Source organism: Salinivibrio sp. VGrn1 (assembly GCF_009377995.1).
GTDB lineage: Bacteria > Pseudomonadota > Gammaproteobacteria > Enterobacterales > Vibrionaceae > Salinivibrio > Salinivibrio siamensis.
The window spans coordinates 354881-366953 of record NZ_SATA01000002.1 but is presented as its reverse complement, the minus strand read 5'-3'; the positions used below and the strand labels follow the sequence as shown (position 1 = coordinate 366953).

Sequence of the window (12073 nt, the reverse complement as noted above, 5' to 3'; positions counted from 1 at the left end):
ACCGCCTAGACACCAGTGAAAACCAAAAGCGAGCCGTGGCTCGCTTTTTTTATTGAACATTGAGGGGGTGACGATGAAAACGGTATTTTTGATGCGCCACGCAAAATCGAGTTGGGATGATCCGAGCCTCGATGATCACGAACGTCCGCTCAATCCGAGAGGATTTCGGCAAGCGCCGCAAATGGCGGAGCGCTTGAATGCTTGGTTGCACCAGCCACAAACGATTGTGACCAGCACAGCGCAACGCGCGAAAGATACGGCAGTGCTGGTGGCACAAACGCTGACCGATAAGCCGCCCATTGTTTTAGAGGAAACGTTATACAGTGAGCATGCATCGGCAATCATTCATACCATCCAAGCACTCGAGTTAGAGCATGATGTGGCGATGATTATTGGCCACAACCCCGCACTAAACAATTATTTGCATGGCGTGGGAATGACTAAGGATAACTTGCCGACCTCAGGTGTGGCGGTGGTGCAGTATCCCGTCGAGCACTGGACAGAGATCGCGAATACGCATGCACAGCTTTGCTTTCTCGACTGGCCTAAGCGACTTCGAGGCTAGCGTCGTCTATGGAACAGGATGCTGTCATATGCATACTAGATATGGTGCGCTCTGAACTATATTTAGCGCTTGGATTGTAAAGTTATCTACTGTACCTGTGGATAACCCCGTTAATTTCTTTGTAGGCAATGGCGGCAGTACGCGCGAGTCGTGGAGAGCAACCCCAAGACGATCGATTGAACAAAAAACAACCAGCTTGATTGACGCGATATGGCGGTTTTTCACTTGTGTTGCGGTAAATGTGCGATACTCGTAACACCTTGGTCGTACGCGTATTATGGGGGATCGGCTTGGTAGCAAATTTATTGGCGTTCACAGGAGAGCAGTCGTGATCACAGTAGACAAACATGAGGGCTTATCAGTCAGGGTGGCTGTGCTCAACGAGGAAGTCAGTGCCCAAGAGGTCGAGTTTTATCTCTTCGTCCCTGGTGAGCTTAAGTTTGGTAAGCATGTGCTTTCTGAAGATGAGTTTTACTACCGTGTCCTCGCCAATAGTCGAACGTATTTTACGTCTCGTTATCATCTGCCCTTGGTACATGCTCGCCTAGCCAGTCGTGACAAACTGCCAACCGAACAATATCGAGTGAGCTTGAGTCTCTATGCGTACCAGTATGCCTTATCGCTTGAAAAAGCGACGCACGATTTTTTTGAATCCGTTTCTGGGCTAGAGGATGAACAAGCGTTAGAGCAGTTAGAAGATACGATAGAGATGGCGGTGGAGATTTTACGGCGACTCCGGCGCTACAAACCGCAAAATACCAAGCTACTCAAGTATTACCATAATATAGACAACTATTTATCTTGGTTGACGGAGCAACGTTTTCTGTCGTTATTAGCCCATATGCCGCGTGGAAACGTCTACAAGGGGGTACGCCAGCAATTGATTGAATTGTGCCAAGCTGAAGAGGCACACCGCCTCGTTAACCGTTATAACTCGGATAAAGCACGGCGCGATCCCACTCGTATGGTCAATAAGATGCGCTTGGCGCGCCGCTTGATTGAGTTTCCCGTGACGATTCGCCAAGTGCCGCAGGCGCTAGGTAAAAACCTTAACAAACTGGCTAAAGCGTCCGCGACGGCGTTTGTGATGTTGTTTGTCACCACTGTTATTGTCCGTGCACGTCAATATTTAGGCGAAATCACCCTATCGTTCGTGTTGGCCATGGCGGGTGTGTATGCATTGCGAGAGATCTTTAAAGATGATTTACGTGACGCGTTGTGGCGCTGGATTCGTAAAGGACGTCCCAAGTGGCGAAAACGTTTTATTGACCCCACATCCAATCGACAAATAGGTCGGCAGTTAGAGTGGCTAGATTATATGGATTTTGCTGCCCTACCCGATGAAGTGAAGAAATTGCGTCGTGGCAAACTGCGTCAACGGGAAGAGGCGGTAGTGCGTCTTAAAGTGAAAACACAGTTAGAGACAACCCGTTTTTTGTCGGGTTATGACACCACTCGTGACGTGTGGAAATTTGATTTCCGCTCTTTTTCTCGCCTTATGGACCGTGGTAGTCAGCGCTTATATCGGCTTAATGAAGGCCAAGTACTCAAAGATTCGGTTGAAAAGCGGCATCAGTTTAACCTTATTAGTTGTCAGCGGTTAAAAGGGCAGCCGACGGTGTATCAGCGTTGGAAAATTACGGTTAACCGCTCAAAAGTGGTCGATATAGAAGAAGTGTTTGATTAATCACTCATCAATAACTTGTCTTTATGATTTAAGTGATCGATGCAGAAAGCATAAAAGTCGAGTGCGGATAGCGGCTTGGCGAAGAAGTAGCCTTGGAATTCGTCAACGCCCATCTGTTTTAGGCTGGTGAGTTGTTCTTGTGTTTCGACGCCTTCGGCTACCACACAAATACCGAGCTGATGGGCCATATGACAAATGGTGTCGACTAACACATGCTGGCGCGGTGTATTGGCCATGCCGGTGACAAATGAGCGATCAATTTTGACTTTATCAAAACTCAGGTGGCTGAGTACCGACATGGATGACCAACCCGTGCCGAAATCATCCAGCGCTATCCGAATACCGACGTCGCGCAGTTGATTCATCAGCAGATTGAAGCGACCAATATCGTCGATGGTCATCGTCTCTGTGATCTCAAAAATCAGTTGTTTACGTTGTTCTGGGTGATCAGCAAATACAGTGATCACATCGGCAATCAAGGACTCGTTGAAAAACGAGTCAGAAAGGTTAATCGCAATATCAATATGGTCATTAATGGTTTGCCATTCGGTGTTTAATGCCAGATAAACTTGACGCAAAAGCCAAGCACCGAGTGCCCGACCCAGACCAGATTCCTCGGCGATATTGATGATGACCGCTGGATTTATGGGGCCAAACTCAGCATGGTCCCAGCGAATCAGACACTCACAGCCAAGGCGTGTTGACGTCGCTGCCACCATGGGTTGGAACAAAACATAGAGTGTCTCTTGATAAGGATCGTCAAGGTGAGCTTTGAGCTCATCGCGTAATTGACGACGTTGCTTCGCTTCTTGCTCGTACTCCGCTTTAAAAATATCAACACTGTCTTGCGTCACAGGCGCTTGTTTGGCTCTCATCAGTGCAAGGTCTGCGTTGTTTAACAGTTGATTGGCAAACTGACGATGATTTCTGATGACGTTGTCATCCAAATCGAGGCTCTTTGCGACGCCAATAGCCACCGCTAATCGATGACCTGGGTAGACACTGTCGATCGCGCTTCGCAGCGCGTTGCACAAAGGCTGAGTAAAGAAGCTCAGCTGACGATTGTCGGTGTATGCGAGAACCGCAAACTCATTACTGCTGATCCGCGCGCAAGGATAACCGTAAGGCAAACACATGCTTTTTAATTCATTGGCCAACTGTGTTAGCGCGACATCGCCTTGTTCGTATCCCATCAGGTCATTGATGTCTTTAAAACGACGAACATCGATCAGCAATAAGGTATGTATTTGTTTTTTATGTGCTGCTTTGTAGAGATACTCCAAAAGGTAATTGCGATTGGGTAGGCCAGTGAGACTATCGTGCCATGCCATTTTTTGCTGTTTGCTACTATTGCGATAGAGGCGAAAGGCGAAAAAAATCAATAACGACATCAGTATAATGATGGCCGCGTACATGGTTTTTATTTGGTCTTGTAAAAATTCACGCTGTTCGATAGCTGCCGGCCCGGTAAAATTATTGACCATCAGATTTCGTACCTGAGGAAGCACAATATCCATTTCATGAAGAAGGCCAGAAAGTCGCTGTCGGTCACCGTTCAATACCGCTTGCTCATGTTGCTGAATTAAACGAAAAGCACGTTGTACCACGGGCTTAGCATCAAATGCTTGGCGCATGGGCGCAGCCTCTTGGCTGCTTAAAAACGTATCATAACGGCTCCATAGGATATCATAAGAGAGGACAAGAGATTGTTTGTCTGAGGCCGTGGCGAGGTACAAAGCGAGCTCATTACGAAACTCTAAGGTTTCGAGTTCCATTTGTGCTAAAGCCCATGCTGACAATTGGGTATGCAGTGCCTGTCGTGCGTAGGCATTATGAAACTGGTAAAGCGCTGAGGCCGCGAAGGCTAACGTGGTAAATGCAAAAATGATGAAACCGATAAGAGGGCGCTTTACCATACCAATATATTCCTTTACTGCTGTGTTTTGCCCAGCTGCTTGTGGTTGAGTCGGGAAGCTCGTGGAGTAGGCAAAAACCGTGGTTGAGCTAATAGGGCTGTTGTTATTCTTCTTCTAATATTTCGATATGGTTAACTTGCCATACCATACGACTGTGCAAAATCTCATTATCGTACTGATTAAATTCGGATAATGGGTAGATAACCCAAATCGGCCCTTTGTCGCGAATCGGCATCCATTCGCCATTTTTCTTAATGGCGAAAACAGGGTTGTACTTATTAATCTCGTCACTCGGTATTGTTGACCAATAATCATTGAGGGCGTGAACTTTCAATGCATGGCCTTGTTTGTCATACGTTTTCAGCAGTTTTTGTGCTGACACACCGAGAAAAACCTGCTGACCTTCCGTCCAAGGGGTTTCCGTTTCAATTGTGCGGTCAGCCAGCTGCATCAGCTCCTCACGAGTAAAGGATTGCTTGGCGACATCACCATAAATGGTCAAAATCGGTCTTGCTTCGACAGCATGACTGACCAGCATGAGACACAACAGCGCCAGCAAAATGAGTTGGTCGGTATAACGGCTTTTGCGGATAGTATATCTGGGATCGTACGTTGTCATGTCACACTCCTTATTATCTCCATCTTTTTAAAGCTAGTTTGTGATTGAACCTAACTCAAGACAGAGCGGTGACCGCCATGATATACGCTCCGAAGGAAAATGGGAAAGGGTCCATTTCTCCCGTAGTAACGGCGGGTGGATCGTACAAATCGATCAGACACAGTCACGAGATTTATTGTTGAATTGAAAAAGAAAACTGCCCACGCATAGGGCTAGGGCAGTTTAGCAAAGCCCGATAAAAGGCATAAGCCGGTCGGGCGACAAGGGGCAAGCGAAGGAGTCTTGTCACTAAAAACATAGACGCTAGCTTGGCGGGTGTCTAATTATTTTTCGATAATTGGTGTGGCCTGTTTGTTTAAGTAGGCAATAATATCATCCGATTCGTACATCCAGCGCGCCTCACCGTTTGCCTGTTGGATACGCAAACAGGGTACTTTGATTCGCCCTCCCCCTTGTTCAAGCTCTTTTCTGGCATCCATGTTGCGCTTCGCGTCTTTGGTCTGAAGCGGTAAGCCGAGTTTTCGGCTTGCCTGGCGCACTTTTACACAAAAGGGGCAGGCCGCGAATTGATATAGAGTGACCTGCTGTGCCAATGTGTCCATCGCTTGCTTTTGTGCTGCGTTTAATTGAGGGGATTTGGGTTGGGTCAATGACTCAACAACCAGAATAATTTTACCTAGGATCCAACGAATAACGCCCATATAACCTCCATGCGTTGACAACGGCATAGAGTGTAACACGTGATACACGTTTGCCTATCTTGAGGTTAGATTGTCCCCTTATAGAAACAAAGCGTTTCTCTCTAAAAACAGGATGGCATTGTACCCGTTAACCTGCCTGTTAAACTATTGTTTCACTTACCTCATGATAAAAAGCAAACGATTACGAGAGTATTATGACACTGCAAGCCATTGACTTTACTGCGCCTGATGCAGAGCAGGCGTTTGTTAAATCCCTACGTGAAACAGGTTTTGGTGTATTAAAAAATCACCCATTACAGCAACAATGGGTCGCCGATATCTATCAGCAATGGGAAGGTTTTTTTAATACCGAAGACAAGCACCGCTTTACCTATAAGCCCGACACGCAAGACGGCTTTTTTCCCTCAAAAGTCGCAGAGACCGCGAAAGGCCATACCAAGCGTGATCTGAAAGAGTTCTTTCATTATTACCCGTGGGGACAGTGTCCAGACGCCTTGAGAGGCAATTTACAGTCTTATTACGAGCATGCCACGCATTTAGCGGAAACCTTGCTCTCGTGGGTTGAGCGCCAATCACCATCAGATATAAGTCAACACTTCTCGCAACCACTTTCTAGCATGATTAATGGTAGCCAACAGACCTTATTGCGTGTCTTACACTACCCGCCGTTAAAGGGTGATGAAGAGCTTGGGGCGATTCGAGCGGCTGCTCATGAAGATATTAATTTGCTGACAATATTGCCTGCTGCCAATGAGCCTGGCTTGCAAGTGAAAGCGAAAGATGGGAGCTGGTTAGATGTACCTTGTGATTTTGGTAATTTAATCGTCAATATTGGTGATATGCTTCAAGAAGCATCCGGCGGTTATTTCCCTTCTACCACTCACCGTGTCGTGAACCCGGAAGGTGCGGATAAAACCAAAGCGCGTATCTCGCTGCCGCTATTTTTGCACCCTAAGCCAGATGTTGTACTGTCTGAGCGCCATACGGCTAACAGCTATTTGATGGAACGCCTCCGTGAGCTTGGCGTGATCGAGTAACACACTTTTATGCTTGCCGAGGTCATGTTTGACGCTCGGCAAGTCATGTCTGTTTACGTTTCCCACCGTGTATGCGCTACCATTATCGCAGCGCGTCTTCGACACGTTGCGCGGTTTGTGCATCAACCCATTGATGCCAAACGGCAGGGTAGCGGCGAAGAAACTCGTCTGCGGCTATTTCACCGTCTGCCTGGTAGGTGTCCATCCAAGCCAGCATGTCACTCATTACTTGGTTATCGTATTCACGGCGGCTGATATAGTTAAATGCCGCGGGCGCTTGTTTGGCAAAGGATGCTGTGGTTAGCGAATGCACGGGAGAGGTGGGAAATGCGGTGACCTGGGGGGAACGGCAGTCCGCTTGGGTGATACATTGTTTGTAGTGCGCTAAATTGACATCGGCACCCAAATCGACTTTAACCATTTCATACTTTCCCATCACAGGGGTCGGCGCCCAATAATAACCAAACCAAGGTTTTTTTCGCTCATTGGCTCGTGCGATGGTACCGGCTAAGCCTGCCGCAGAGCCTGGGTCGACAATTTCAAAGCCGGCTTTGTCCAATTCAAGGGCGTTAAAAATGTGCTGGGCTGAGATTTGACATGTCCACCCCGCCGGGCAGCCCATAAATGCGGCTTTGTCAGGGTCTTCAGGGTGAGGGAACAGCTCTGGATGCGCTTTGATACCTTCAATGGTCGCTAACTCGGGGTGTTGATCGACCATGTATTTGGGTACCCAAAAGCCTTCGTTGCCACCTTGTGAGAATGCATCGCCTGCATACCTTAACCGTCCTGCTTGCACGCCTTTATCCAACATTGCTTTGTGTGAGTTTGTCCAAAACTCTGGGGCAATATCAGGCTCGCCTTTTTCTGTCATTGAGACGCCAGTAGGCATGGTGTCGCCTGGGACAAGAGAAGCATCACACCCATACCCATGGGCTAAGATAAATTGATCAACATGTGCCATGAGTGTGGCTGAGTTCCAATTCATATCCGCGATAGAGACCTTGCCACATGCCATCTCATCGCTTGCTTGGGCGAGGGGGGAGTAGGCCAGTATTGAGCCTATCAGTAGCCGCTTTAGCGTCCCTTTCATGATGTGTCCTTGATAGATGAGTGCTTTATGTATCGAAAAAGTAACATGGGCGAATAGGGCGATCTATACTCAACGCAACCGATCTTAATAAAAATACTGAAATCCTTATTAGCGGACGACAACGAACGCCATTATGCCAAGAAAAGAGCAACTTAATGCGATAGACAAAAACCAAGAAGCCATCGCTTTAGCTGTCACTCACGCGGTACTTAAGTTGGGGGTGGCAACCTTGGTGCGTGTTCACATTCAGACGCCTACTAAAGCTTTGTTCCGATTTAATGGGTTGTTGATTGGCAGTGATGGACAACGTTTTTGTTATCTGCAACTACCTAAACTGTCGAGCCAACAGAAAAAGCAGTACTTTGGGGCGGGTTATAGTTTACGTCTTCATGGTGTTTCTGCCGATGGATCGCTGATTCGATTTGGTGGAAAAGTACAAGGCTTGATGGAAGCTCACCATACCCTTTTATGTGTCGAGCTTGTTCGTGACGGTGCGAACGCCACGCCTTTGCGCCAAGACAAGCGTTTCAATGTCGAGCTCTCTGCAGCGTTAAATATAGACGGTAAAGCCAGCGTGCCCGTGACGATACACGATCTCTCTGTGGGCGGGTGCTTGTTTTCTTACCGTGCGATTGGCTTGCAGATTGATGAGGAGAAAAGTGCAGCGCTTAGCTTGACAGGTATCCCTGCCAGCCAAGCGTTGACAATGAGCGGCGTGATATTGAGTCACCGTCTTAAAGGTGAGCGTTATCATTGTGGGCTTAAATTCGACGACCGTTCTAAGTCACGAAGCGCGTGGTTAGTCACCAATTTAGACTACGATGGTGAGCAATATCGTCTGTCGATACCTCACAATGATGGCGAGCTGACCTCCAGCCTTTCTATCTAAGACTGAGGTAATGGTGTGACACGCAGTACACTGCCGTTTCTTCTATCGGTGAGGATGAGTAAACTGCCATCACGTGCTTGTATCACATCGCGAATGCGGCCAAACTGACCCTCTAACATTCGCTCTTCATGCCTGACTTGGCCGTTCTCCAGCTCTAGCCTTACTAGCAAGCCAAACTTTAACGACCCGAGCAGTAAATCCCCCTGCCACATCGGAAACTGCTGGCTGTTCACCATCGTCATGCCTGATGGTGCAATAGAGGGATCCCAGTAATAGACAGGTTGGCGCATGCCAGGTTTGGATGTGCCTTCTCCGATCTGTGTGCCTAGCCCATAGTTAACGCCATGTGTAATGGTTGGCCAGCCATAGTTTTCACCGGCGAGGATTACGTTGAGTTCATCGCCACCTTGGGGGCCGTGCTCATGTGCCCAAATACGGGTGCCGTTGTTATCTAACGCGATACCTTGGATATTCCGGTGCCCGAAGCTAAAGACCTCCGATTGCTTACTCGGTGTTTGGACAAAAGGGTTTGACTCGGGCACGGTGCCGTCATGATGAAGGCGCACAAGAGTGCCAAGATGATCATCAGCGAATTGAGCGCGATCACGGTGTCCTCGGTCACCGAGGGTAATATACAAATACTCAGGCGTGACTAATAAACGACTGCCAAAATGGCGCCCGCCACCGCGCTTGGGAAGGGCTTTAAAGATAACGCGACTGTCAATCAGTACATCCTTAGACAGTGTGGCCACCATTACCTCAGTACCTGCCTGCCCTTGCTCGTCGACGGCGGCATAAGAGAGGTATAAACGCTGATTGGTCGCAAAATCAGGCGCCAAAGCAATATCTAATAGCCCCCCTTGCCCCTCTTGAAACACGTTTTTCGGGGTACCTAAAATGGAGACGACCAAGCCATTGGGGGTTAAGCGCTTCAGGTTACCGTTTCGCTCAGTGATGAGCAGATCACCATCCGGAAGTTCAGTGATCCCCCATGGGTGAGAAAAACCGGACTTCAGTGTTTCAACACGAAGGTTCACCGCCTCCGTGTTGATGGTTTTCGCGTGGGTCGCCCCTACAATGCCTAGGCAAAGAACCAACAGGCAGAGTCGATGCAACATATGCATTGTCAGCTCCTGTTAGTGCGTGCGTAGTTTTTGGTATAGACGGTCTTTGAGGTGCGCGCGCTGTCGTTTCATGGCGGTAAAAACATCGTCGCTGGTAGGGATTTGGTTCATCTCTAAACCACGAATATGATGATCGAGTTGATGGTAGCGTTGTGCATCGAGCTGAAACGCTGGATCATATTGTTTCAGGTGATGGATACGATCGCGGTGCTCTGGGAAATCAAAAACGAGTGCGTGGTTTTCTCCTTGCATAAAGCCTCCTATTATCGGCCTACCTTTAATAAGGTTAGGCCTGCTTACCGCGATTATCCAAACTTCATCGATGATAATCACGGTGATGTAGCAGGCGAGCTGTCTATGTGTTTGTCTTTTCCGGAAAAGAGACGCGTTGACCATCGGTCTTCAGAAGGCTAATGGTGCGTGGAGAGCCATCTTCATTCAGGGTGACCAATCCCACGGCGCTGGCATTGACGAGACGCTTCGGGCCTGGCGTATCAGGGTCGCGCCGGTCAATGCGCATACGCTTACGTTTCGTGAGCCAATTCAGTGGAGACAGTGGGCTGAATAAAACGCGATCGCACCACTCGCAAAAGCTGAGCAGTGGCTCGGGGAAGCGGTTTTTGAAACCACTGGCAGTTATTTGCCACAATCGCGGACTATGGGCGCGAAATCGGATTCGGATATCATAAGCAAACGAGTAATGCACATCCCCAGATAAAATCACATAATTGGTGGGTGTCCGTTGATGGCGAAAAATACTGAGTAGCGTATTGGCACTCCCTGGGTGTGCCATCCAGTTTTCCGCATCGACAACAGTTGGCGCGCCCAGCCAGGTCGCGACTCGTTGCAATACTTCAATAAACTTAATACCGAACATGGGGGCGGCAGAGACGATCACCGCGCTATCATGCCTTAACAGATCATGTTGAAAATCCATCAGCGCTTCCCAGTCCATCAGGCCCGACGGTTTATTCATTCGTGACTCGGATCGCCAGCGACGAGTGCGTGTATCTAACACAACGAGATGTGGCGTCGTTGGCACCGTGTAATGCCAGTGTTCAAAGCGTAGACATTGCTCCACCATGGCTTGATGCGTCTCTGTTTGTGTGTCCAGATCGCAAACACTCATGGGCTGATAGGCGCTTTGGCGGGCGGTAGTGATAAAGTCTTGGCTAAAATTATCGGGCGCATTGCCCCAACCTTGGCACAACCAGTAAGCCATCAGACCATTGCCGATAATACGACGAGAAAAGGGATTGAGATACGCGGCGTGCTCCCAACCGACGGTGATATTCCAATCATCCGTGATGTCATGGTCATCAAAGATCATATAGGTTGATAGGTGTGCGAATAGTCGCTGCACGCCGATTAAACCGGAACGAAACACATTGAGTGCGAGTGTTTCTTGTTGATAGCGCTCGCGTTGACTGTCGGTCAGCTGACTGGGGGGATGAAGATGAGGTCCGTCTGTTAGCGCCCAAGAAACGGGCGCCCAAACCAGCAAATACATGGCGACGTGTTCTGCAAAGCTTATCAAGTGATTGGAGACGGTTTTGGATGTAAAAATAGGCAGTGGTTGACCAAACAGTCTCTCTAAACGGCCGCCCTTTTCCGCGCGCTGGCTAGGGAGGAGCTTGCCGCGTTGAACATAGCTGTCAGGGTGTGTATCCAAGGCACGGCAGTCGACAATGGGCGCGGCCTCGAAAAACTCATTTTTAAGACCTAATACGGCAATTAACCGGCGAATACGCTGCAGCATCGGCGTGGCGACGTCATCTGCGTAGATTTGATCCCCACTCATAATCAACATATTAGGCCAGTGTGTCATAGGGGTCGTGGCCAAGTGTTGGTCGAGAGTGACGAGGGCATCATCGCAGTTGTGGTGTGGGTGTCGGCATGAGCCATGCGCGATGTGGGTGGCTTTTGAGGGAATACAAAAAGAGGGAGCTTGCTCGTTGTCATACAAGAGCTCCGGTTGGATGTCTGCCATTCCACTGTCGTTGATCTGTATGTCGTATGACAATGGGCTATCGACGGGAAACCCATGGGCTGACCGGAGATGATGAAGCACGACCCAAGCGCGCTCGCCAATACGAAACCAATGCCCGGCTGACAATGGCATGGATGCTAATATCTGGTGGTGCTGATAAACGGACACGGTACCATCATCGGGCTTTTGTGTTAGCACTGACCATAAGGTCACTTCATGCTGTGTGGTACGTCTTAGCATGGGGCCGGCAATAAACAGTGGGAGTGCGTCTTTATCCAATGTCTCTGGGTCCTTGAAGTCAGCTACTGGGTTGTATATTTGCACTTTTACCTACGTCAGTGCAAAGACGATAGTTTAATCGTCTGATTTGTTGCCTTTTTAGCCATTCGAGCCGAGTGTGTGGGGATTTATTGAAAAAAGGGTTGCACCGAGATAATGGATTGCCTATCATCTCG

General features: G+C 48.7%; 11 protein-coding genes. 4 read left to right on the top strand and 7 right to left on the bottom strand.

What is annotated here, in order from left to right; translation table 11 throughout:
• The first annotated feature begins 73 nt into the window (after positions 1-73).
• On the top strand, positions 74-565 hold the full coding sequence (locus tag EHW56_RS04680) for a histidine phosphatase family protein (RefSeq protein WP_152794311.1): 492 nt from the start codon (positions 74-76) through the stop codon (positions 563-565).
• A 328-nt stretch (positions 566-893) separates the two neighbouring features.
• Entirely contained in the window at positions 894-2252 is a 1359-nt protein-coding gene (locus EHW56_RS04675) for a hypothetical protein (RefSeq protein WP_046075657.1), read from the top strand.
• Here EHW56_RS04675 and EHW56_RS04670 read toward each other — a convergent pair.
• The 3 genes from EHW56_RS04670 to EHW56_RS04660 form a co-directional block, all read right to left on the bottom strand.
• A complete protein-coding gene (locus EHW56_RS04670; protein ID WP_152794307.1) occupies positions 2249-4168 on the bottom strand; it encodes a bifunctional diguanylate cyclase/phosphodiesterase in 1920 nt (639 codons plus the stop codon). The two genes, EHW56_RS04675 and EHW56_RS04670, sit on opposite strands and share 4 nt — an antisense overlap.
• A gap of 103 nt (positions 4169-4271) precedes the next feature.
• Positions 4272-4787: an oxidoreductase gene (locus EHW56_RS04665; RefSeq protein WP_172969910.1), complete on the bottom strand. Its 516-nt coding sequence runs from the start codon at positions 4785-4787 to the stop codon at positions 4272-4274.
• Positions 4788-5110: 323 nt separating this feature from the next.
• On the bottom strand, positions 5111-5488 hold the full coding sequence (locus EHW56_RS04660; protein ID WP_046075659.1) for a glutaredoxin: 378 nt from the start codon (positions 5486-5488) through the stop codon (positions 5111-5113).
• A 194-nt stretch (positions 5489-5682) separates the two neighbouring features.
• Between EHW56_RS04660 and EHW56_RS04655 the strand changes: the two genes are divergently transcribed.
• A complete protein-coding gene (locus EHW56_RS04655) occupies positions 5683-6525 on the top strand; it encodes a 2OG-Fe(II) oxygenase family protein (RefSeq protein WP_046075660.1) in 843 nt (280 codons plus the stop codon).
• Positions 6526-6607: 82 nt separating this feature from the next.
• On the opposite strand, the gene EHW56_RS04650 is transcribed toward EHW56_RS04655, so the two are convergent.
• Positions 6608-7615 (bottom strand): ABC transporter substrate-binding protein, encoded by a 1008-nt coding sequence (locus tag EHW56_RS04650; protein WP_152798763.1) that lies wholly within the window; start codon positions 7613-7615, stop codon positions 6608-6610.
• Between the two features lie 133 nt (positions 7616-7748).
• Here EHW56_RS04650 and EHW56_RS04645 point away from each other — a divergent pair, with 133 nt between their 5' ends.
• Positions 7749-8504: a PilZ domain-containing protein gene (locus EHW56_RS04645; protein WP_152798761.1), complete on the top strand. Its 756-nt coding sequence runs from the start codon at positions 7749-7751 to the stop codon at positions 8502-8504.
• On the opposite strand, the gene EHW56_RS04640 is transcribed toward EHW56_RS04645, so the two are convergent.
• The 3 genes from EHW56_RS04640 to EHW56_RS04630 form a co-directional block, all read right to left on the bottom strand.
• Positions 8501-9628: a PQQ-dependent sugar dehydrogenase gene (locus EHW56_RS04640; protein WP_077666068.1), complete on the bottom strand. Its 1128-nt coding sequence runs from the start codon at positions 9626-9628 to the stop codon at positions 8501-8503. The genes EHW56_RS04645 and EHW56_RS04640 overlap by 4 nt on opposite strands.
• Positions 9629-9640: 12 nt before the next feature.
• Positions 9641-9880, bottom strand: coding sequence for a YdcH family protein (locus EHW56_RS04635; RefSeq protein ID WP_046075664.1), 240 nt, complete (start codon positions 9878-9880; stop codon positions 9641-9643).
• A gap of 103 nt (positions 9881-9983) precedes the next feature.
• Positions 9984-11858 carry an alkaline phosphatase D family protein gene (locus EHW56_RS04630; RefSeq protein ID WP_152798875.1) on the bottom strand — a complete coding sequence of 625 codons (1875 nt, stop codon included), beginning with the start codon at positions 11856-11858 and terminating at the stop codon, positions 9984-9986.
• Positions 11859-12073 lie beyond the last annotated feature (215 nt).

Bases quoted from the DNA above. Each gene is read 5' to 3' on its own strand.
- EHW56_RS04680 (WP_152794311.1), top strand. From the start codon at position 74: ATGAAAACGGTATTTTTGATGCGCCACGCAAAATCGAGTTGGGATGAT.
- EHW56_RS04670 (WP_152794307.1), bottom strand. From the start codon at position 4,168: ATGGTAAAGCGCCCTCTTATCGGTTTCATCATTTTTGCATTTACCACG.
- EHW56_RS04665 (WP_172969910.1), bottom strand. From the start codon at position 4,787: ATGACAACGTACGATCCCAGATATACTATCCGCAAAAGCCGTTATACC.
- EHW56_RS04660 (WP_046075659.1), bottom strand. From the start codon at position 5,488: ATGGGCGTTATTCGTTGGATCCTAGGTAAAATTATTCTGGTTGTTGAG.
- EHW56_RS04655 (WP_046075660.1), top strand. From the start codon at position 5,683: ATGACACTGCAAGCCATTGACTTTACTGCGCCTGATGCAGAGCAGGCG.
- EHW56_RS04650 (WP_152798763.1), bottom strand. From the start codon at position 7,615: ATGAAAGGGACGCTAAAGCGGCTACTGATAGGCTCAATACTGGCCTAC.
- EHW56_RS04645 (WP_152798761.1), top strand. From the start codon at position 7,749: ATGCCAAGAAAAGAGCAACTTAATGCGATAGACAAAAACCAAGAAGCC.
- EHW56_RS04640 (WP_077666068.1), bottom strand. From the start codon at position 9,628: ATGCATATGTTGCATCGACTCTGCCTGTTGGTTCTTTGCCTAGGCATT.
- EHW56_RS04635 (WP_046075664.1), bottom strand. From the start codon at position 9,880: ATGCAAGGAGAAAACCACGCACTCGTTTTTGATTTCCCAGAGCACCGC.
- EHW56_RS04630 (WP_152798875.1), bottom strand. From the start codon at position 11,858: ATGCTAAGACGTACCACACAGCATGAAGTGACCTTATGGTCAGTGCTA.